General features: G+C 72.0%; 19 protein-coding genes. 7 read left to right on the top strand and 12 right to left on the bottom strand.

Annotated features, from left to right (window positions below):
• Window positions 1-94 precede the first annotated feature (94 nt).
• The 3 genes from pta (at window position 95) to pyk (ending at window position 4,941) form a co-directional block, all read left to right on the top strand.
• Window positions 95-2,188, top strand: a complete 2,094-nt coding sequence (pta, locus tag OO62_RS09085) for a phosphate acetyltransferase (protein WP_033266763.1) — start codon at window positions 95-97, stop codon at window positions 2,186-2,188.
• A gap of 52 nt (window positions 2,189-2,240) precedes the next feature.
• Window positions 2,241-3,452 carry an acetate kinase gene (locus OO62_RS09080; RefSeq protein WP_033266762.1) on the top strand — a complete coding sequence of 404 codons (1,212 nt, stop codon included), beginning with the start codon at window positions 2,241-2,243 and terminating at the stop codon, window positions 3,450-3,452.
• 61 nt (window positions 3,453-3,513) lie between these two features.
• The gene (pyk, locus tag OO62_RS09075) at window positions 3,514-4,941 is read left to right on the top strand and encodes a pyruvate kinase (RefSeq protein WP_033266761.1); all 1,428 of its coding nucleotides are present in this window, start codon (window positions 3,514-3,516) and stop codon (window positions 4,939-4,941) included.
• A gap of 105 nt (window positions 4,942-5,046) precedes the next feature.
• Here pyk and OO62_RS09070 read toward each other — a convergent pair whose 3' ends face one another.
• The 4 genes from OO62_RS09070 to OO62_RS09055 all read right to left on the bottom strand — a co-directional run bounded on the left by OO62_RS09070 (window position 5,047) and on the right by OO62_RS09055 (window position 9,310).
• Complete coding sequence (locus OO62_RS09070) at window positions 5,047-6,336, bottom strand: hypothetical protein (RefSeq protein WP_033266760.1); 1,290 nt, start codon at window positions 6,334-6,336, stop codon at window positions 5,047-5,049.
• Window positions 6,326-6,889 (bottom strand): DUF6114 domain-containing protein, encoded by a 564-nt coding sequence (locus tag OO62_RS09065; protein ID WP_033266759.1) that lies wholly within the window; start codon window positions 6,887-6,889, stop codon window positions 6,326-6,328. The genes OO62_RS09070 and OO62_RS09065 overlap by 11 nt, the downstream gene beginning before the upstream one ends.
• Before the next feature lie 217 nt (window positions 6,890-7,106).
• On the bottom strand, window positions 7,107-7,724 hold the full coding sequence (locus OO62_RS09060; RefSeq protein ID WP_033266758.1) for a DUF6230 family protein: 618 nt from the start codon (window positions 7,722-7,724) through the stop codon (window positions 7,107-7,109).
• A gap of 611 nt (window positions 7,725-8,335) precedes the next feature.
• A complete protein-coding gene (locus OO62_RS09055; RefSeq protein ID WP_033266757.1) occupies window positions 8,336-9,310 on the bottom strand; it encodes a tetratricopeptide repeat protein in 975 nt (324 codons plus the stop codon).
• 295 nt (window positions 9,311-9,605) lie between these two features.
• Here OO62_RS09055 and OO62_RS09050 point away from each other — a divergent pair, with 295 nt between their 5' ends.
• The gene (locus OO62_RS09050; RefSeq protein WP_228332537.1) at window positions 9,606-10,256 is read left to right on the top strand and encodes a TetR/AcrR family transcriptional regulator; all 651 of its coding nucleotides are present in this window, start codon (window positions 9,606-9,608) and stop codon (window positions 10,254-10,256) included.
• A gap of 39 nt (window positions 10,257-10,295) precedes the next feature.
• Here the strand turns inward: OO62_RS09050 and OO62_RS09045 are convergent, their stop codons facing one another.
• Together OO62_RS09045 and OO62_RS09040 are read right to left on the bottom strand one after the other, a co-directional pair.
• Window positions 10,296-11,300 (bottom strand): GDP-mannose 4,6-dehydratase, encoded by a 1,005-nt coding sequence (locus OO62_RS09045; RefSeq protein WP_033266755.1) that lies wholly within the window; start codon window positions 11,298-11,300, stop codon window positions 10,296-10,298.
• Window positions 11,297-12,463 (bottom strand): UDP-N-acetylglucosamine--N-acetylmuramyl-(pentapeptide) pyrophosphoryl-undecaprenol N-acetylglucosamine transferase, encoded by a 1,167-nt coding sequence (locus tag OO62_RS09040; RefSeq protein ID WP_033266754.1) that lies wholly within the window; start codon window positions 12,461-12,463, stop codon window positions 11,297-11,299. The genes OO62_RS09045 and OO62_RS09040 overlap by 4 nt, the downstream gene beginning before the upstream one ends.
• Before the next feature lie 63 nt (window positions 12,464-12,526).
• Between OO62_RS09040 and OO62_RS09035 the strand changes: the two genes are divergently transcribed.
• On the top strand, window positions 12,527-13,255 hold the full coding sequence (locus tag OO62_RS09035; RefSeq protein WP_051732939.1) for a response regulator transcription factor: 729 nt from the start codon (window positions 12,527-12,529) through the stop codon (window positions 13,253-13,255).
• Complete coding sequence (locus OO62_RS09030; RefSeq protein ID WP_033266753.1) at window positions 13,252-14,652, top strand: sensor histidine kinase; 1,401 nt, start codon at window positions 13,252-13,254, stop codon at window positions 14,650-14,652. Before OO62_RS09035 ends, OO62_RS09030 begins: the two co-directional genes overlap by 4 nt.
• Before the next feature lie 67 nt (window positions 14,653-14,719).
• Here the strand turns inward: OO62_RS09030 and icmA are convergent, their stop codons facing one another.
• The 4 genes from icmA to OO62_RS09010 all read right to left on the bottom strand — a co-directional run bounded on the left by icmA (window position 14,720) and on the right by OO62_RS09010 (window position 18,910).
• A complete protein-coding gene (gene icmA / locus OO62_RS09025; RefSeq protein WP_033266752.1) occupies window positions 14,720-16,420 on the bottom strand; it encodes a coenzyme B12-dependent isobutyryl-CoA mutase large subunit in 1,701 nt (566 codons plus the stop codon).
• Between the two features lie 174 nt (window positions 16,421-16,594).
• Window positions 16,595-16,927 (bottom strand): DUF3817 domain-containing protein, encoded by a 333-nt coding sequence (locus OO62_RS09020; RefSeq protein ID WP_033266751.1) that lies wholly within the window; start codon window positions 16,925-16,927, stop codon window positions 16,595-16,597.
• An 89-nt stretch (window positions 16,928-17,016) separates the two neighbouring features.
• The gene (locus OO62_RS09015) at window positions 17,017-17,526 is read right to left on the bottom strand and encodes a MarR family winged helix-turn-helix transcriptional regulator (protein ID WP_033266750.1); all 510 of its coding nucleotides are present in this window, start codon (window positions 17,524-17,526) and stop codon (window positions 17,017-17,019) included.
• A gap of 73 nt (window positions 17,527-17,599) precedes the next feature.
• Window positions 17,600-18,910 (bottom strand): MFS transporter, encoded by a 1,311-nt coding sequence (locus tag OO62_RS09010; protein ID WP_033266749.1) that lies wholly within the window; start codon window positions 18,908-18,910, stop codon window positions 17,600-17,602.
• Window positions 18,911-18,984: 74 nt separating this feature from the next.
• Here OO62_RS09010 and OO62_RS09005 point away from each other — a divergent pair, with 74 nt between their 5' ends.
• Window positions 18,985-19,965: an ArsR/SmtB family transcription factor gene (locus tag OO62_RS09005; RefSeq protein ID WP_033266748.1), complete on the top strand. Its 981-nt coding sequence runs from the start codon at window positions 18,985-18,987 to the stop codon at window positions 19,963-19,965.
• 378 nt (window positions 19,966-20,343) lie between these two features.
• Here OO62_RS09005 and OO62_RS09000 read toward each other — a convergent pair whose 3' ends face one another.
• Window positions 20,344-20,640: an MTH1187 family thiamine-binding protein gene (locus tag OO62_RS09000; protein ID WP_033266747.1), complete on the bottom strand. Its 297-nt coding sequence runs from the start codon at window positions 20,638-20,640 to the stop codon at window positions 20,344-20,346.
• Window positions 20,637-20,987: a DUF3817 domain-containing protein gene (locus OO62_RS08995; RefSeq protein WP_033266746.1), complete on the bottom strand. Its 351-nt coding sequence runs from the start codon at window positions 20,985-20,987 to the stop codon at window positions 20,637-20,639. Before OO62_RS08995 ends, OO62_RS09000 begins: the two co-directional genes overlap by 4 nt.
• Between the last annotated feature and the right edge of the window lie 89 nt (window positions 20,988-21,076).

Here is a 21,076-nt window from a genome sequence, read left to right as displayed (position 1 = left end):
ACGTATCCACACGCGCAGGTATTGTCAAGAGGACAAGCCCACAATAACGGCTGATTTTGACCTTGTGGCCAACGGAATGGATCGGAGAGCCCGCGTGACGCGCAGCGTATACGTGACCGGTATCGACCGCGGCGACGGCCGTCAGGTCGTCGAGCTGGGAGTCATGGAGCTCCTGACCCGCCACGTCGACCGGGTGGGGGTCTTCCGCCCGCTGGTCCACGACGGGCCGGACCGCCTCTTCGAGCTGCTGCGGGCCCGCTACCGCCTCACCCAGCCCGCCGGGACCGTCTACGGCATCAGCTACGACGAGGCCGCCGCCCTCCAGGCCGAACGCGGCACCGACGAGCTGGTCTCCCGGCTCGTCGACCGCTTCCACGCCGTCGCCAGGGACTACGAGTACGTCCTGATCCTCGGCTCGGACTACGCCGACACCGGCCTGCCGGCCGAGCTGAACCTCAACGCCCGGATCGCCAACGAGTGCGGCGCCTCGGTGATCGCCGTCGTCGGCGGCCAGGGCCAGGAGGCCGAGTCGGTGCGCGCCGAGGCCCGCAACGCCTACCGCGCCTACACCTCGCTGGGCTGCGACGTCGTCGCCATGGTCGTCAACCGGGTGGCCCCCGAGCACCGCGCGGCGGTCGTCGAGCGGCTCGCCGCCCGCCTGCCGGTGCCCTGCTACGCGCTGCCCGAGGACGGCTCGCTCTCCGCGCCGACCGTCGGCCAGATCGTGCACACCCTCGGCGCCGAGGTGCTGCTGGGCGACGACTCCGGGCTCGCCAGGGACGCCCGCGACTTCGTCTTCGGCGGTGCGATGCTGCCCACCTTCCTCAAGGCGCTCACCCCCGGCTGCCTCGTGGTGACCCCCGGGGACCGCGCCGACCTGGTCGTCGGCTCGCTCGCCGCGCACAGCGCCGGCGCCCCGCCGATCGCCGGTGTGCTGCTCACCCTCGACGAGCGGCCCGGCCCCGACATCATGGCGCTGGCGGGCCGGCTCGCCCCGGGCACGCCGGTGATCTCCGTACCGGGCGGCTCCTTCCCGACCGCCGGTGAGCTGTTCGCGATCGAGGGCAAGCTGAACGCCGCCTCGCCGCGCAAGGCGGAGACCGCGCTCGGCCTCTTCGAGCGCCATGTGGACACCGTGGAGCTGACCAACCGCATCTCGGTGGCCCGCTCCGGCCGGGTCACGCCGATGATGTTCGAGCACGAGCTGATCGAGCGCTCCCGCTCCGGCCGCCGCCGCGTCGTCCTGCCCGAGGGCAGCGAGGAGCGGGTGCTGCGCGCCGCCGACGTGCTGCTGCGCCGCGACGTCTGCGACCTGACCCTGCTGGGCGAGGAGGAGGCGATCCGCAAGCGCGCCGCCGACCTGGCCATCGACCTGGCGGACGCCCAGATCATCGACCCGCAGACGTCCGAGCTGCGCGAGCGGTTCGCCGAGCTGTACGCCGCGCTGCGCGCGCACAAGGGCGTCAGCTACGAGCTGGCCTACGACGTGGTCGCCGACGTCTCCTACTTCGGCACGCTGATGGTCGAGGAGGGCCTGGCCGACGGCATGGTCTCGGGTGCCGTGCACTCCACGGCGGCCACCATCCGGCCCGCCTTCGAGATCATCAAGACCAAGCCGAAGGCGCAGATCGTGTCCTCGGTCTTCTTCATGTGCCTGGCCGACCGGGTGCTGGTCTACGGCGACTGCGCGGTCAACCCGGACCCGAACGCCGAGCAGCTGGCCGACATCGCCATCCAGTCGGCCACCACCGCGGCGCAGTTCGGCGTCGAGCCGCGGATCGCGATGCTGTCGTACTCCACCGGCACCTCCGGCTCCGGCGCGGACGTCGACAAGGTCCGCAAGGCCACCGAGCTGGTCCGCGAGCTGCGTCCCGACCTGCTGGTGGAGGGGCCGATCCAGTACGACGCGGCGGTGGACGACGCGGTCGCGCAGACCAAGCTGCCCGGCTCCGACGTGGCCGGCAAGGCCACCGTGCTGATCTTCCCGGACCTCAACACCGGCAACAACACCTACAAGGCCGTGCAGCGCTCGGCGGGCGCGGTCGCCGTCGGACCGGTCCTCCAGGGCCTGCGCAAGCCGGTCAACGACCTCTCGCGCGGCGCCCTGGTCCAGGACATCGTCAACACCGTCGCCATCACCGCCATCCAGGCGCAGGGCGCCCGGCCCGGCGCCGGAGCCACCGACTGACCCGGGCCGTGCCCGTGCCCACCCCCCTCCCCACCCCACCGGAAAGCGCTACATGACTGCCACCGCCACCCGCGTCCTCGTCCTCAACTCCGGCTCCTCGTCGGTGAAGTACCAGCTGCTCGACATGGCCGACGGCCGCCGGCTCGCCGTCGGACTCGTCGAGCGCATCGGCGAGGAGAACTCGCGCCTGGCCCACACCCCGCTCGCCACCGGCGGCGAGAAGCGCGAGACCGAGGGCGCGATAGCCGACCACGAGACCGCGCTGAAGACGGTCGCCGCCGAGCTGTCCGCCGACGGCCTGGGGCTGGACTCCCCCCAGCTGGCCGCGATCGGGCACCGGGTGGTGCACGGCGGGCTCCGGTTCACCGAGCCGACGGTGATCGACGGCGCGGTGCTCAAGGAGATCGAGCGGCTGGTGCCGGTCGCCCCGCTGCACAACCCGGCGAACATCACCGGCATCCGGACCGCGCAGGCGCTCCGCCCCGACCTGCCGCAGGTCGCGGTCTTCGACACCGCCTTCCACTCCACGATGCCGGAGTACGCGGCCCGCTACGCCATCGACGTGGAGACCGCCGACGCGCACCGCGTCCGCCGCTACGGCTTCCACGGCACCTCGCACGCATACGTCTCCCGCCGGACCGCGGCGCTGCTCGGCAAGGACCCCTCCGAGGTCAACGTCATCGTGCTGCACCTGGGCAACGGCGCCTCCGCCTCGGCGGTGGCCGGCGGCCGCTGCGTGGACACCTCGATGGGCCTGACCCCGCTGGAGGGCCTGGTCATGGGCACCCGCTCGGGCGACATCGACCCGGCGGTCACCTTCCACCTCAAGCGGGTGGCGGGGATGTCGGCGGACGAGATCGACGAGCTGCTCAACAAGAAGAGCGGGCTGCTCGGGCTGTGCGGCGACAACGACATGCGCGAGATCCGGCGCCGGATCGACGAGGGCGACGAGCGGGCCGCCCTCGCCTTCGACATCTACATCCACCGGCTGAAGAAGTACATCGGCGCCTACTACGCGGTGCTCGGCCGGGTCGACGCGGTGGTCTTCACCGCGGGCGTCGGCGAGAACGCCGCCCCGGTGCGCGAGGCGGCCGTCGCCGGGCTGGAGGAGCTGGGTCTGGCCGTGGACGCCGGGCTCAACGCCGTACGGTCCGACGAGCCGCGGCTGATCTCGCCCGAGTACGCCCGGGTCGCGGTCGCCGTGGTGCCGACCGATGAGGAACTGGAGATCGCTCAGCAGACATACGCCCTGGTCAGCGCGTAGGTCCTGGGGTTTCCACCAGCTGGAATATTCCGCTCGTAAACAAACCGATAGGATTCCGCTCATGCGCCGTTCCAAAATCGTCTGCACCCTGGGCCCCGCCGTCGACTCCTACGAGCAGCTGAAGACGCTGATCGAAGCCGGCATGAACGTGGCCCGATTCAACATGAGCCACGGGACCCAGCCGGAGCACGAGGAGCGGTACCACCGCCTCCGCAAGGCATGCGAGGAGACCGGCCGCGCCGTCGGCGTGCTGGCCGACCTCCAGGGCCCCAAGATCCGCCTCGCGACGTTCGCCGACGGCCCGGTGGAGCTGGTACGCGGCGACGAGTTCGTCATCACCACCGAGGACGTGCCCGGCGACCGGACCATCTGCGGCACGACCTACAAGGGCCTGCCCGGCGACGTCTCCAAGGGCGACCCGATCCTGATCAACGACGGCAACGTCGCGCTGCAGGTCGTCGAGGTCGAGGGCTCGCGGGTGCGCACCATCGTCATCGAGGGCGGGGTCATCTCCGACCACAAGGGCATCAACCTGCCCGGCGCCGCGGTGAACGTCCCCGCGCTGTCCGAGAAGGACGTCGAGGACCTCAAGTTCGCCCTGAAGCTCGGCTGCGACATGGTGGCGCTGTCCTTCGTCCGGGACGCCAAGGACGTCCAGGACGTGCACCGCGTGATGGACGAGGTGGGCCGGCGGGTCCCGGTCATCGCCAAGGTGGAGAAGCCGCAGGCGGTGGCCAACATGGAGGAGGTCGTCATGGCCTTCGACGCGGTCATGGTGGCCCGTGGTGACCTGGCGGTGGAGTATCCGCTGGAGAAGGTCCCGATGGTGCAGAAGCGGCTCATCGAGCTGTGCCGGCGCAACGCCAAGCCGGTGATCGTGGCGACCCAGATGATGGAGTCGATGATCACCAACTCCCGGCCGACCCGCGCCGAGGCGTCCGACGTCGCCAACGCCATCCTGGACGGCGCGGACGCGGTGATGCTCTCCGCGGAGTCCTCGGTCGGCCAGTACCCGATCGAGACCGTCAAGACGATGTCGAAGATCGTCGAGGCGGCCGAGGAGGAGCTGCTCTCCAAGGGCCTGCAGCCGCTGGTGCCGGGCAAGAAGCCGCGGACGCAGGGCGGCGCGGTGGCCCGCGCGGCCTGCGAGATGGCCGACTTCCTCGACGGCAAGGCGCTGGTGGCCTTCACCAAGTCCGGTGACACCGCCCGCCGGCTCTCCCGCTACCGCGCGGCCCAGCCGATCCTGGCCTTCACCACCGACACGACCACCCGCAACCAGCTCACCCTGAGCTGGGGCGTGGACAGCTTCGTGGTGCAGCACGTCGACAACACCGACGCGATGGTCGACCTGGTGGACGCCGAGCTGCTCAAGCTCAAGCGCTACAGCAAGGGCGACACCATGCTCATCACGGCCGGTTCGCCCCCCGGCGTCCCCGGCACCACCAACATGGTCCGGGTGCACCACCTGGGCGGCGAGCGCGCCTGACGCGCCCGGAGACGAGAACGGCGGTGGGCCCCCCCCTCGGGGGGGGGTGCCCCACCGCCGTTTTCCGCGGCTCCCAGAAGAGCTCCGGCCGGGTGGTTCTCCCGGTCAGTTCTCTATGGTCACGTGCATGCCGGGAACATGCAGGTTGCCGCCGAACTGGCCCGCCTGGTCGAGCTTCACCTTGCTGAAGTAGGCGAACGGGACGTTCAGCGGCGGCGGGTGCTCCGGATCGAAGACGATCGGGATCAGGCCGAAGAGATTGCCCTGCAGCCGCTCGGTGTACAGGGTCACCTTGCCGCCGGTGATCTTGGACGTGGATCCCGGCGTGGACCTGACGTGGTACTTCTTGCCGGACGCCGGGTCATCGACGATCTGGTGCAGATCACCGATGTCGATACTGTCGGCGGTGAACTTCAGGGCCTGCTTGGTGTGGCCGCTCTGGGTGGTGACGTTGACGACGCCGGCGTAGTCCAGACCGCGCAGGGTGAGCCCGCTGGACTCCAGGTGCCAGGGGGCGTCGGGCAGGGTGACGGGGGTCTGCTCGTCCTTGCCCTTCTGCTTGTTCTCGACGACGCAGGGGTACGCCTGCTTGCCGCTGGCGTCCTTGCCGTCCAGCCCGCCGCCGGGCAGGGCGTTGTCCGCCGTGCCGATGGCGCCGTGGACGGTGTCGTTGACCGTCTTGGACCCGTTCTTGAGGGCGTCACCGGCCTTGCCGGCGCTGCCCGTGACGCCGCCGAGGGTGTCCTTGAGCGGCTTGGTGACCTTGTCGGTGGCCGAGCCGGAGTCGTCGGCCTTCGGCGTGGCGTCCTTGGTGGCGGACTCCGACGGCGAGGGGCTCGGCGACGCGGACGACTCGTCGGACTTGTCGCCGCCCAGCAGGCCGCCGAGCGCGTCACCGATGCCGCCCAGCAGGCCCCCGTCGTCCTTCTTGTCCTCGGAGGCCGACGGCGACGGGGTCGCGGAGCCGGAGGGCTCGTCGGTCTTCCGAGTAGCGGACGGCGAGGGTGCCGGCTTGTCGGCGGTGTCCTTGCTCTTCGAGGGCGAGGGCGAGGAGGAGGGCCCGGCGGACGGCGTGGAGCCGCCCTTCGAGTCCTTGTTGTCCTTCTTGTCCTTCGCGGTGGTGTCCTTGGACTTGCCCTGGTCGCCGGCCTTGTCCGGGGCGGTGACGCAGGGGCCGTCCTTGAAGGGGCTCTTGGGCGGCGCCGGCTTGGCGATCGCCATCTGGGGCGTCAGCCCCATCCCCATGAGCACGGCGGACGGCATGGCGGCGATGGCTATCGCCTTGCCCGCGGGCACGTGCAGCCGAGTCAGCAGCGGCTTCTTGGGCGCCGCATGCCTCGGCCCGGTTCTCGCCCCGGCGGCTGCAGTCTCCTCGTGCAGCTCGTCACCCGGCACGGTGCCTCCCGTTCGTTCCGTTGGTCGGGCTCGTTCCTGACAGGTCGTCCAGTCCGTTGCCCGACCCGGATCCGGCCGGCGAGGGGTTGGTGGCCACGACCGGCCCGGCGACGTTGCGGGCCGCCGGCCCTTCGGTGTCCTCCCCACCGGCTGCTGCCTCAGCGGGCGCCCAGGCCACCCCCAGCGCTCCGCCGATCAGCCCCAACAGGAAGCCGACCAGGAAGGCGCCGAAGTTCGAGACGACCAGCGAGACCAGGGCGAGCAGGATCGCCGCCACCCCCGCGAAGACGCGGGAAGCCGGCTGGAACCACATGGTCAGACCGAGCACGACCAGCAGGACGCCGATGATCAGCGAGCCGGCGCCGGCGGTGGTCGCCATGCGGACAGTCAGCGAACCGATCGTGAGATTCGCGTAGGGGATGTACATGATCGGGAGGCCGGCCAGCAGGGTCAGCAACCCGCCCCAGAACGGGCGGTGCCCGCGCCACTCCCGGAACGACATCCTCTTGCGGCCGATGCCTTCGATCAGCCGTGGTCGCGTCTCGGCGCTCATGCGCCAGCCTCCCTACGGTCGGCGGGCTCGCATTCGCACCGCGCGCACCTGTCGATGATTCGCTCGCGAGGCTCGCTCATGTCGTACAGCTCCTCGGGACTGGCAAATCGGTGGTTCTGAGCTGATGTGTGCTAACTGGCTACCCGACGTACGGGCACGGGGAACGGCATCTGTCTCACCGCGCAGCTCTTCACCCCGCGCCCGCACGCTCAGTGCGTCAGTAGCACTCGCTCTTGCCCTTGGCGACGCTCATCTTGAGGCCGCTGAGCTTGAACGTGCCGGCCGTCGTGGCCCACGCCGTCTGCCGGACGTGGGTCAGCGTGGCCGAGTCGGCCTGCTGGGCGAACGAGCCCGGGTCGGCCTTGTCGCCCTTGTGCATGCCCGGACCCTTGGTCGTCGAGCCTGCAGCAACACCGATGTCGATGTTGTTGAAGGTCGCGTCCGCGGACAGCTGATCCAGGTCGATGTAGAGGTTCTTCGCCTCGACGGGCGTGTCACCGCCACCGGCCGACAGCTTCATCGACACATCGCCGAAGACCGGGACCGGCACGACCACCGACTGGCAGAGGTTCTTGATCTTGGCGTTCGAGAACCCCGAAACCGCCACCGGGACCTGCTTGCCGCCCTTCTGGGCGTCAATCGCTCCGTACTGGACGAAGCCGGTGCCGTCCAGCCGGTCCGTACTGACCTTGAACTGCTGGCCGGACACGCTGAACGACGCCGCGAGCGCACCCTGCGACAGGGCGACTCCGATCGCGGCGGTCGCCGCGACGCTCGGCACCATGACGACGGCGAACCGCTTCCATCTGGTCCCGCCACGAGCCAGGGACTCCATGACTTTCCTCCTTCTCGGACGTACATCTCCGGTACCGGCGGCCTCAGTTGGGCAGCGGTACCTGGGATGGGAGAAGTGCTACGTCCTCGGGAAGGAGAGCGCCTGTTCTCGGAGGCACATCGTGTTCCGAACACCGGCGATCACCCCCGAGCGACAACCACTGGCCACGCTCTCGCGCAACCTCCTGGACAGGCCCTGCCGGATGGGGCAGAGACCCCCCTGTCCACGGCCGGCGCGACTGCCGCCGACCACTCGGTGGGGACCCAATTGACCCGCCGCACCGACCGGATGCCGGGCTGCGGGAATGGACCGAGCGTGGCCGATCGTGGTCCATTCGGAGCCGCCGCACAAGGGGCTCGTTACTTGCGGGTAACGGGCTGATAACCACGTCACGACGCACCGATACCACCCGGGCACACAGGGTCGCCGCTCACTGCGGAAAGACATACGGCATTTGCGGACAGAGTGCCGCAAGGGGGTCGCCGTGACTTACTCCAAGTAACAGCGGCCACGTTTACCAAGTTTAGGTAAAACGTGGCCGCTGGTTCGTTTGTTTGGTCAAGCGACGAAGGTCGTACAGGTCAGAAGGGGGCGCCTCGTACGACAGCGGGTCAGAACAGCACGCGGGCAAGCGCGGTGCGCCCCGCAATCACCCGCGGATCGTCCGCTCCGACCACGTCGAAGAGCTCCAGCAGCCGCACCCGCGCGGCCTCCCGGTCGTCGCCGGCCGTCCGCTTCACCGCGTCGACCAGCCGGCCGAACGCATCCTCGACGTGCCCGCCGACCAGGTCGAGGTCGGCGGCGCGGATCTGCGCCTGCGCGTCGGCCGGGTTCTCCGCGGCCTCCTTGCGCACCGCCTGCGGGTCGAGGTCCTGCACCCGCTGCAGGAGTTCGGCCTGCGCGAGACCGAGCTTGGCCTCCGGGTTGGCCGGGTCGTCGGCCAGCACGTTCTTGTACGCCTGGACGGCACCGCCCAGATCACCGGAGTCCAGCGCCTGGCCGGCGGCCTCCAGCAGCGCGTCGTACGGGCCGACCGGGGCCGGGGCCTCCTCGGCGGCCGGCTGCTCCTCCGCGGCGCCCGGCTCGACCGGCGCGCCCACGATGCCGAACTGCTGCTCGGCGGCCTGCACCAGCTGGTCGAGCACCTGCCGGATCTGCGCCTCCGGGGCCGCGCCCTGGAACAGCGGGATCGGCTGGCCGGCGACCACCGCGAAGACCGCCGGGATGCCCTGCACCCCGAACTGCTGGAACAGCATCTGGTTGGCATCGACGTCGATCTTGGCCAGAACGAACTTGCCGGCGTACTCGTTCGCGAGCCGCTCCAGCAGCGGACCCAGCTGCTTGCACGGCTCGCACCACTCGGCCCAGAAGTCGATGACGACCGGGACCTCGGTGGAGCGCTGCAGGATCTCCTGCTGGAACCCCGCCTCGTCGACGTCGAACACCAGCCGGGCGCCGCTCGTGGGGGCCCGGCCCGTACGGACGGCCTCGGCGCGTGCCTGCTCCGCCTTCTGCTTCGCTTCCCCCGCCGCCTTCACCGCTGCAAGGTCGACGACTCCACTCATGGACATATTGCGTGGCTGCATGGGTCCATCCTCCCCCCTGGGCGGTCCGTTCCGGAAAGCGATCCGGAAAGCGATACGGCGGCGGCGCGATCGATGCGATGGTCGGTGCGGTGATCGGTACTGCCTGCGGCCCGCGGAGGGCCGTCGAGCGCGGCCATGGGTCCCCACCCACGGCCAGTGGCTGTCGCTTTTACGCTACGACCCGTAGCGTAACTCGCCGTCGCCCCCGGACAACAACCGGTTCCGGCCCCGTGCGGAGTGATCTGCCTCACGAGCCCGGCCGACCCGCCCCGTACTGGCCGGTATGGTCGCCCGCATGCACCACTCCGCCAGCCCCCGGAAAGGCCGCACGGGCCGCCCGCGCAGCGTCGAGACCGACCACGCGATCCTCCACGCCACCCGTGCCGCGCTCGTCGACCTGGGCTGGGGTGGGCTGACCATGAGTGAGGTGGCGGCCCGGGCCGGCGTCGCCAAGACGACGCTCTACCGCCGCTGGGCCAACAAGAACGAGCTCGTCGTGGACGCCGTGGCGGTCCTCTTCGACGAGCTCGAACTTCCCGACCGGGGCTGTCTGCAGGCCGACATCGAGGGCGTGGTGCTCCAGTTCGGCGCGCTGCTCGCCCGGCCCGAGACCAAGACCGCGCTGATGGCCGTGGTCGCCGAGTCCACCACCGACGAGGCGCTGCGCGAACGGATCCGCTCGGCGATCGTCGACCGCCAGAAGCGGCTGGTGCAGCTGGGCCGCTCGCGGGCGCAGGAGCGCGGCGAGTTGCCGGCGGACACCCCCGGCGAGGAGGGCGCGCGGACCGCCGCCCGCACCATGGACCTGATCTTCGATGTGATCGCCGGTGCGATCGTGCACCGCACCCTGGTCAGCGGCGAGCCCGTGGACGCCGCGTGGGGCCGCGACTTCACCGCGCTCTTCCTCACCGGCCTGGCGGGCCTGGGGGACGGGGAGCCGGGCTGAGCGGGCCCGGGCCGCCGCCGGCCCGGGCCCGCTCCCGGATCAGACCTGGTAGCGGTCGGCCGCGAACAGGTGCAGGTTCTCCGCGACCCAGGCCGAGGTCCGCTTCAGTCCCTCCTCCAGGGAGACCTCCGGCTGCCACGAAGCCCACCGGCGCGCCCGGGAGTTGTTCGACAGCAGCCGCTCGACCTCGCTGCCCGAGGGCCGCAGCCGCGCCGGGTCGACGACCACCTCCGCGTCCCGGCCCGAGGCGGCGATCAGCGCCTCGGCCAGCGCCCCGATGGCGATCTCCCGCCCGGTGCCGAGGTTGACGACCTGCCCCAGCGCCCGGTCGCAGTCGGCCAGCGCCAGGAACCCGGCCGCGGTGTCCGTGACGTAGGTGAAATCGCGGGTGGGGGTGAGCGAGCCGAGCCTGATCTGCCGGGCGCCGGAGTGGAGCTGGGCGAGGATCGTGGGGATCACGGCGCGCGCGGACTGCCGGGGCCCGTAGGTGTTGAAGGGACGGACGACCGTCACCGGCAGATCGAAGGCGTGCCAGTGCGACAGCGCCATCATGTCCGCGCCGATCTTCGAGGCGGAGTACGGCGACTGCGGCTGGAGCGGGTGGTCCTCGCCGATCGGCGCGGTCAGCGCGGTCCCGTAGACCTCACTGGTGGAGGTGTGCACCAGCCGCCGCACGGCATGCTGCCGGCACGCCTCCGCGACGTTCTCGGTTCCCACCACGTTCGTCTGCACATAGGCACCCGGTGAGTCGTAGCTGTACGGGATCCCGATCAGCGCGGCCAGGTGGAAGACCGTGTCGCAGCCCGCCACCGCGTCCCGCACCCGGCCCGCGTCCCGGACGTCCCCCGCGAGCATCTCGACCGGACTGCCCGGACCCAGATGGTGCGCCAGGTGGCCCTTCTCCGCGTACGGCTTGTAGTGCACGAAGGCGCGCACCTCGGCGCCGGCCTCGACCAGCAGGTCGACCAGGGTCGAACCGATGAACCCCTCGGCCCCGGTGACCAGGACCCTGCGGCCGCTCCACGTCTGCGTACTGCTGCTCATATCGACTCCTTGAGAGGGGTGTTGGGGTGGGTGGCACCGGGGTGGCCGGCCAGCGCCAGCGCCTTGGCGGCGAGCAGGTCGGCGGCGCGGGCGTGGGTGCCGGGGTCGGCGGCCTGCGCCATGGCGGCGAGCCGGCCGGGGTCGGCCAGCAGCGGGGTGATCAGCGCGTCCAGCCGCTGGGCCGAGGTCTCGGCGTCGGGCAGCAGCAGCGCCGCCCCGGCGTCGGAGAGCACCCGCGCGTTGTGCGTCTGGTGGTCGCCGGGCGCGTGCGGATACGGCACGAGGACGGCCGGCATCCCGATCGTGGCCAGCTCGGCAACGGTCGCCGAACCGGCCCGGCACACCACCAGATCGGCCGCGGCGTACGCCAGGTCCATCCGGTCCAGGTACGGCACGGCCTCGGCGACGGCCGCGCCCCCGTTGCCCGCCAGCCGGGCCCGGGTCTCCTCCAGGGCCGCGGGGCCGGTCTTGATCAGCAGGCGCAGGTCCGGCCGCGCCCGGTGGCAGCCCGCGAGGCCCACGGCCGCCTCGGTCAGCCGGGCGGCGCCCAGGCTCCCGCCGTTGAACAGCACCAGCCGCGCGCCGTCCGGGACGCCCAGCGCCCGCCGGGCGGCCGGCCGCAGCGCCGCACGGTCCAGCTGGGCCAGCGGTCCGACCAGCGGCATCCCCACCGTCTCGGCCCGCTCGCCGCCGGTCAGGTGCGCCCGGCTGCGGTCGAAGGCGAGGGCGAGGTGCGGGGTGAGCCGGGCCGCGAACTTGTTGGCCCGGCCGGGGACCGCGTTGGACTCGTGGATCAGGCTCGGCAGCCCGGCCAGCCGCGCCCCGACGATCACCGGGGCGCTCGGGTAGCCGCCCATCCCGACCGCCACCTGGGCGCCCTGTTCCCTGAGGATCGCCCGGCACTGGGCGCCCGAGCGCAGCAGCGCGGCCGGCAGCAGATAGCGTCGGGCGCCGAGCGAGGGGTCGAAGGGGATCATGTCGACGGTGTGCAGCCGGTATCCGGCCTGCGGGATCAGCCGCGTCTCCAGTCCGCGTGCGGTCCCCACGAAGGAGATCACCGCGTCCGGCGCGGCCCGGCGGAGCGCGTCGGCGAGGGCGAGACCGGGATAGATGTGGCCGCCGGTGCCGCCCGCACCGATCACGACCGAGAGTGGTGTGCGCATGGCCGCCACGCTCGCGATACGCACTAAGAACGTTCTAAGAGAGGTGTTTGGCAGCCTATGTCCATGCCACAGCCCCTGCCGCCCACGCCGCACAGCACCCCGGCCGCCAAGATCCTGGTCGTCGACGACGAACCGGAGGTGCGCGCCGCCGTCGAGGACGGCCTGGCCGTGGAGGGCTACGCGGTGCGCGGAGCGGCCGACGGCCTGGCCGCCCTCTCGGAGGTCGCCGCCTGGCAGCCGGACGCCCTCGTGCTGGACGTGATGATGCCCGTCCTGGACGGGCTGGCCGTCTGCCGCCGGCTGCGCGCGCTGGACGACCGCACGCCCATCCTCGTACTGACCGCGCTGGACTCGGTCAGCGAACGGGTCGACGGACTCGACGCGGGCGCCGACGACTATCTGGTCAAGCCGTTCGCGCTGGACGAGCTGGTGGCCCGGATCCGGGCCCTGCTGCGGCGCGCCTCGGCCGCCGTCGTGGAGGACGCCCGGCTCTCCTTCGACGACCTGGTCGTCGATCCGGCGACCCGCAGCGGCCACCGGGCGGGCCGCCCGCTGGAGTTCAGCCGCACCGAATGGGCGCTGCTGGAACTGCTGTTGCAGCACCCGGGGCAGGTGCTGCCGCGCGAGATGATCCTGGAGCGGGTCTGGGGCCGCGACTTCGGCCCCGACTCCAACTCGCTGGCCGTCTACATCGGTTACCTCCGCCGCAAACTGGAGGCGGGCGGCGAGTCCCGGCTCGTCCACACCGTGCACGGCATCGGCTACCGCCTCGGCCATGCGGAGGGCCGGTGACCGGCACCCGCGGCCTGGGCGCCCGCTGGCGCCGGCGCCGGCCGCTGCGGACCCGGCTCGCGCTGACCGCCTCCGCCGCGGTGGCACTGGTGGCCGTCGGCGTCTGCGCCGCGGCCTTCGTCATCATCCACTACCAGATGACCCGTCAGCTCGAACTCGATCTCGCCCAGACGGCCACCCAGCGCAGTCAGCAGACCCGCGACTGGGGCCCGACCGCGAGCGACGCCTCCTGCCGCTACCAGGCCGTGCCCTGCGTGCAGATCGTTCCCGCCGACCCGGCGCAGGACCCGCGCGGCGGCTACCGCGCCCTGCCGGTCACCACCGCCACCCGCGAGGTCGCCGACGGCCGCCGCACCGCGTACTACAGCGAGCTCACGGTCGCCGGGCAGCCCGTCCGGATGTACACCACCCACCTCCCCGGCCGGCACCAGGCGCTTCAGGTGGCGCTCCGTTCGGACACCGTCGAGCGCGGCGTGCGGCACGCCGCCTGGGCGCTGTCCGCGGTCGGCGCCGCCGGCGTCCTGCTGGCCGGTGCGCTCGGCTACTGGGTGTCCCGTACGGGCCTGGCGCCGGTCGCCCGGCTCACCGCCACCGCCGAGCGCATCGCCGCCACCCGCGACGCCCGGCACCGCATCGAGCTGCCGGCCGGGCCGCAGGCCCGCGAGGACGAGGTCACCCGGCTCGCCGCCAGCTTCAACGCCATGCTCGGCGAGCTGGAGGAGTCCGTCACCGCCCGGCGCCGGCTGGTCGCCGACGCCTCCCACGAGCTGCGCACCCCGCTGACCGCGCTGCGCACCAACGCCGAACTCCTCGCCCGCGCCGACCGGCTGACCGACGCCCAGCGCGACCGTGCCGCCGCGGCCCTGGGCCGGCAGCTCCGGGAGGTCACCACCCTCGTCAACGACCTCATCGAACTCGCCCGGGACGAGGAACCCCGGCCGCTGGTCGAGCAGGTGCGCCCGGCCGCCCTGCTGGCGCACGCGGTGGGCGCGGCCCGGGAGCACTGGCCGGAGATCACCTTCACCTCGGACGTGGACCCGGACGCCACCGGTCTCACCGTCCCCGGGGTCCCGGCCCGCCTGACCCGGCTGCTGACCAACCTCCTCGACAACGCCGCCAAGTTCTCCCCGGCCGGCGGCCCCGTGGACACCGAACTCCGGCTGGTTTCCGGGGAGTTGCACCTGACGGTCCGCGACCACGGCCCCGGCATCGCCGCCGGGGACCTCCCCCACGTCTTCGACCGCTTCTACCGCGCCGAAGCGGCCCGCGCCCTGCCCGGCTCGGGTCTGGGCCTGGCCATGGCCCGCCAGATCGCCCGGGCACACGGCGCGGAACTCACCGCGGAGGCGGCACCGGGCGGCGGGGCGCTCTTCCGGCTGCGGATCCCGGCGCACTGAGGCGCCCCCGGCGCGGGACGGGGGCGCACCCCGCCCGCGCCGGGGGCGTCCGCCCGGTCGCGCGGCCTCAGAAGCCGGCCGGCTCCGTGTAGATCCCCCACTCGTCGCGGAGCGTCCCGCAGATCTCCCCCAGGGTCGCCTCGGCCCGTACGGCCTCCAGCATCGGCTCGATCATGTTGCCGCCGTCCCGCGCCGCGGCCAGCATCTCCTTGAGCGCGGCGGTCACCCGGGCGTCGTCGCGGCGCGCCTTGCGCTCGGCGAGGGCCCGCACCTGCTCGCGTTCGACCTCGTGGCTGACCCGGAGGATCTCCAGGTCGCCGGTGACCGAACCGTGGTGGCAGTTGACGCCGACGACCTTCTTGTCGCCCTTCTCCAGGGCCTGCTGGTACTGGAAGGCGGACTCGGCGATCTCACCGGTGAACCAGCCGTCCTCGATGCCGCGCAGGATGCCCGACGTCATCGGGCCGATCGGGTGCTGCCCGTCCGGCACCGCCCGCGCGCCGCGCTCCTTGATCCGGTCGAAGATCTTCTCGGCGTCCGCCTCGATGCGGTCCGTCAGCTGCTCGACGAACCACGAACCGCCCAGCGGGTCGGCGACGTTGGCGACGCCGGTCTCCTCCATCAGCACCTGCTGGGTGCGCAGCGCGATCTCCGCCGCCTGCTCGCTGGGCAGGGCGAGGGTCTCGTCCAGGGCGTTGGTGTGCAGGGAGTTGGTGCCGCCCAGCACCGCCGCGAGCGCCTCCACCGCGGTCCGTACGACGTTGTTGTACGGCTGCTGGGCGGTCAGCGAGACGCCGGCGGTCTGCGTGTGGAAGCGCAGCCACTGCGCCTTCTCGCTCGTGGCGCCGTACACGTCGCGCATCCAGCGGGCCCAGATCCTGCGGGCCGCCCGGAACTTGGCGATCTCCTCGAAGAAGTCGACGTGCGCGTCGAAGAAGAAGGACAGGCCGGGGGCGAAGGCGTCGACGTCCAGGCCGCGGCTGAGGCCCAGTTCCACATAGCCGAAGCCGTCCGCGAGGGTGTACGCCAGCTCCTGCGCGGCGGTGGCCCCGGCTTCCCGGATGTGGTAGCCGGAGACCGACAGCGGCTTGTACGCGGGAATGCCGCGCGCGCAGTGCTCCATCAGGTCGCCGATGAGGCGCAGGTGCGGCTCGGGCTGGAAGAGCCACTCCTTCTGGGCGATGTACTCCTTGAAGATGTCCGTCTGGAGCGTGCCGTTCAGGACGCCGGGGTCGACGCCCTGCCGCTCGGCGGCGACGAGGTACATGCAGAAGACGGGGACGGCCGGCCCGGAGATCGTCATGGAGGTCGTGACGTCGCCCAGCGGGATGTCCTTGAAGAGGACCTCCATGTCGGCCGCGGAGTCGATCGCGACGCCGCAGTGCCCGACCTCGCCCAGCGAGCGCGGGTCGTCGGAGTCGCGGCCCATGAGGGTCGGCATGTCGAAGGCGACGGACAGGCCGCCGCCGCCCGCCTTGAGGATCATCTTGTAGCGCTCGTTGGTCTGCTCGGCGTTGCCGAATCCGGCGAACTGGCGGATCGTCCACGTCCGCCCCCGGTAGCCGGTGGGATACAGGCCCCGCGTGTACGGGAACTCGCCCGGCCAGCCGATCCGCTCGAACCCCTCGTAGGTGTCCCCGGGGCGGGGCCCGTACGCCGGCTCGACGGGGTCGCCCGAGAGCGTGGTGAAGTCCGCGTCCCGCTTCCGGGCAGAGTCGTACCGAGCCTGCCAGCGACGGCGGCCTTCCTCAATCGCTTCAGCGTCCATACCATCGAATTTACTAGGACGTCCTAGTAGTTGTCGACGGGAGAAGGGTATGAGTCGCAGGGCATTACGGTGCGTAAGGGGTGAAGCGGTCGACGCACCTGTGGCCGAAACACAACGGCGCCCGTCCCCGGCAGGGAACGGGCGCGACGTGACGAGGTGCGGCGGGCGGCGGCGTCAGACCTTGACCGGCTCCGGAGCGTCACCGTCGAGCAGCGGCTCGACCTCCCGGACCACCTGGCGCTCCACGAAGAAGGCGGCGGTCGGGATCGTGCCCGCGACCAGCACCCACAGCAGCTTGCCGAACGGCCACTTGGCCTTGGAGCCCAGGTCGAAGGCGAAGACCAGGTAGATGATGTAGAGCACGCCGTGGATCTGGGAGACGACCAGGGTGAGGTCCTTGCCCATCCCGAAGCCGTACTTGAAGATCATGCACGTGCAGAGCACCAGCAGCATCACGGCGGTGATGTAGGCCATCACCCGGTAACGGGTCAGGACGCTTCGCTTCATGCCCCAGAGCGTAACCACCCGTTCCGGGGCGATCTTCACCGCCCCCCGCGGACACCGGGCCGCCGCCGGAGGGCGGGCGGACCGCCCCGCTACTCCTCGTCGAAGTCCGCCGCGGCCACCCGCAGCGGCCGCAGCATCGCGAAGATCTCGCCGCACTCCTCGGCGTCGTACGCGCCCAGCCCGAAGTCCATCGCCATCAGGTCCCGGGTCGCGGCGTCGCACACCTCCCGGCCCTTGTCCGTGATCGAGGCGAGCGTGCCCCGGCCGTCGTTCGGATTGGGCCGCTTGGCGACCAGCCCGGACTTCACCAGGCGGTCGACGGTGTTGGTGACCGAGGTCGGGTGCACCATCAGCCGCTCACCGATCTTCGACATCGGCAGCTCACCGGCCTTGGAGAAGGTCAGCAGCACCAGCGCCTCGTAGCGCGCGAAGGTCAGCCCGTAGGGCTTGACCACCGCGTCCACCTCGGACAGCAGGATCTGGTGGGCGCGCATGATCGAGGTGATCGCGGCCATCGACGGCACGGCACCCCATCGCTGCCGCCACAATTCGTCGGCGCGGGCGATGGGATCGAAAGCAAGGCTGAGCGGCTTCGACACGTCTTCGACCCTACCCGGCGGTCATATGCTGGTCAGCCCTGTCTCAGTTTTCGGTACCACCGGGGTATCGCGGTCACGCCGCCTTCCGGACGCCCGGAGCGGCCCCGGAACGCCGCACCTCCGCGATCACCGCCAGCACGCAGACCGTCCCCACCACGCCCGCCGCCGGCATCACCACCCGCAGCGGCGCCAGCTCCGCGGCGGCCCCGGCAGCCCCCATGGCCAGGCCCATCACCGTCATCCGCCCGGCCTGGGTCACCGTCATCGCCTGCCCCAGCAGCCGCTCGGGGACCGCGGCGACCAGCCAGCGGTCGACCCCGAAGTTGTACGAGATCCCGGTGCCGGTCAGCACCAGCAGCACCACCGCCCAGCCCAGCGACGGCTCGACGGCGAAACCCAGCGAGGGCAGCACCGCGAAGACGCCCATCGGGAAGGTGAGCCGGGCCCGCGCCGCGGGACCCAGGAACGCACCGACCACACTCTCCGCGGTCACCGCGCCCAGCGGCATGCTGCACATCAGCAGCCCCGCGCCGGCCGGACCGACGCCGAGCCGGCCCGCGTAGGCGATCAGCAGCGCCTCCGGGACGACGACGAACGCCGGCGGCAGCCAGCTCAGCAGCAGCAACGCGCGCACCCTGCGGTCGGCCAGCAGCCGCCGGACGCCGCCCAGCGAGGCGCCCAGCAGCGCCCCGCCGCCCCTCCCGTGCCCGGCGGCGTCCCGCGCGGGCCGGGCGAGGGTGCCCAGCCGCAGCAGCAGCGCCGAGCCGAGGAACGTACCCACGGTGATCGCGAGCACCGCCCCGGGCGACGCGACGGCCAGCAGCAGCCCGCCGGCCCCGAACCCCGCCAGCTGGGCGCCCTGATTGACGATGCGGAGGACCGAGCGCCCCAGCACGAACAGCTCGCCGTCGCCGAGGACGTCCGCCAGCGTCGCGGCGCGGGTCCCGGCGAAGACCGGCGCGACGGCGGCGATCACACAGCGCAGGACGAGCAGCACCGCGACCGGTGTGCCGGGCACCGCCATGCACGCGGCGGCCGGCGCGCACAGCAGGTCGCAGACCACCAGCACCCGGCGGGCCGGGTAGCGGTCGGCGACGGCCGACAGCAGGGTGCCACCAACGACGTACGGGAGCAGGCCCAGCGCGAAGGTCAGGGCGCTGAGCAGCGGGGAGTCGGTGAGCTGGAAGACCAGCACGGACAGCGCGATCTCGCAGACGACCACGCCGAGCGAGGAGAGCAGGTGGGCGGCGAAGACGTACCGGAACTCGGCGACGGCGAAGACGGCGCGGTAGCCGGGCGGACGCACCGGCCCGGCACCGGCGCCCGCCCCGTCGCGGCAGGCCGGAGGACGGCCCGGCGGTACGGGCCCGGTGGTCGCGGACATGCCGGCAGCCTGCCGGGAGGCGCCCGCACCCCCTAGTGTTTCGGCTGGAGCCGAATCCGGGGGAAGGGGCGGCCGTGCCGCTGCATCTGCGCTTCGACGCCGACGACCTGCTCCGCATCCGGTTCGCGGTCTCACCGCTGTGCGAGACCCACGAGGCCGTACGGACCCTGCGCCGCGCCGACCGGCACGGCTACCACACGCCCTGGCTGCGCCGGATGCGCGCGGCGCTGGCAGGGCTGGACCTGACGCCGCTGTGGCTGTTCATGCCGTCCTCGCCGCCCGGCTACACCCCGGACTTCCTGGGCCGCCCCCCGGACACCCCGCTGGCCGACTTCGGCGAGGAGCTGGCGCGGCTGCGGGCCACCGATCCGGCCCTGGCCCGCGCCGAGATGGCCAAGTCCCTGGCCTGCACACCCGGCGGGCCGGAGTCGGAACGGGGCCGTGCCGCGCTGGCCGATCCGGCGGCCGCGATCCGCGAACTCGCCGACGTCACCGAACGGGCCTGGCACGCACTGCTCGCCCCGGACTGGCCGCGGCTGCGGGCGCTGCTGGAGGCGGAGATCGCCTACCGGTCGCGCCAACTGGCGGACGGCGGGCTGCGCCGGCTGTTCGCCGACCTGCATCCGCGGGTGACCTGGTCCGGCGACACCCTGACGGTCCGTACCCGTACGGACTTCGTCCAGACCCAGGACCTGGACGGCCGCGGGGTGCTGCTGCTGCCGAGCATCTTCGTCTGGCCGGACGTGGTGAGCGGCTTCGACCCACCGTGGCAGCCGACCGTCATCTACCCCGCACGCGGAATCGGCGGCCTGTGGAGCGAGCCGGAGACCGGGCCGACGCTGGCCCGGCTCCTGGGAACCAACCGCGCCGCGGTACTGGCCGCGCTCGACGCCCCCTCGACGACGACGGCCCTGGCCCACCGCCTGCGCCTGGCACCGTCGTCGGTCTCGGCCCACCTCTCCGTCCTGCGCGCCGCCGGCCTGCTCACCGCCCGCCGCCACGGCCACGAGGTGCACTACGAACGCACCCCCCTGGGCTCCGCGCTCCTGGGGTGACCTCCCACGTTTTTGTCCGTCCCGCCGTGGTGGTTTCTCGCCGTTGCGCCTGCCGCGGGCGGGTGGTCGTCGGGTGCGGTGCCGGCCCTCCAGACTTCGTCCTCCGGTCCAGCCCCTCCCGTGGGAGGGAAAGTTAAAGGCCGGTGGGGGCGAGCGTCAGTAAGACGCCCGCCCCCACCGGCCTTTTTCCACCCACTCACGGGAGGGGCCGCGCCGCAGGACGAAGTCCGGAGGAGCGGCACCGCACCCAACACCAACCCAGCCCGCCGCAGGCGCAACGACGAGAAGGCACACGGCGGGAAAGCCGACAACGTGCGGCGGCGCCGCAAAGCGCAACGGCGAGAAACCACCACGGCGCCGCAGACAAAAACGTGGGAATCAGGCCCCAGCCAGGTACCGCTCGACGGTGTCCACCTTCGACGTCAACCCGTCCACCACCCCCGGGCGGATGTCGGCCTTCAGGACCAGGGAGACCCGGCCGGCGCGGGCCTCGACGGCTGCGACGGCGCGCTTGACGACGTCCATGACCTCGTCCCACTCGCCCTCGATGGAGGTGAACATGGCGTCCGTACGGTTGGGCAGGCCCGACTCGCGGACGACGCGGACCGCGTCGGCGACGTACTCGCCGACGTCCTCACCGACGCCCAGCGGGCTCACCGAGAAGGCGACGATCATGCGTTCACGACCCCTTCCTTGCGGGCGCGGGCGGCGATCACGCCGGCCTCCTCCTCGCGCTTGAGGACGCGGTCCCCGTAGAGGCCGCCGAACGGCAGGATCGCCAGCAGGAAGAAGAACGCGACGCGCTTGAAGGGCCACTTGGTGCGGTTCCACACGTCCAGCAGCAGCACCACGTAGGTGATGAAGAGCAGGCCGTGGATCATGCCGAGCGGCATCACCAGGGCGTCGTAGTCGAAGGCCAGACGGAAACCGGTACCGAAGATCAGCAGCGCCGGGAAGGAGATGGCCTCCGGGATGGAGGCCAGGCGCAGGCGGTGCAGGGCGGCGGCGGTCTTGATGTCCACGGGAACCTCGTTCGGGTGGCAGATGGGCGGTCGGCGCGCAGCGCCGTCTTCTGGGGGTGGAGGTCGGGCGACGGGCGGGCGGTCGGCGC

This window comes from Streptomyces lydicus, from assembly GCF_000717345.1.
In the GTDB taxonomy this organism is placed as follows: Bacteria; Actinomycetota; Actinomycetes; order Streptomycetales; family Streptomycetaceae; genus Streptomyces; species Streptomyces lydicus.
Note: the sequence above shows the minus strand (reverse complement) of the source record. Positions and strands in the feature narration are given on the sequence as shown.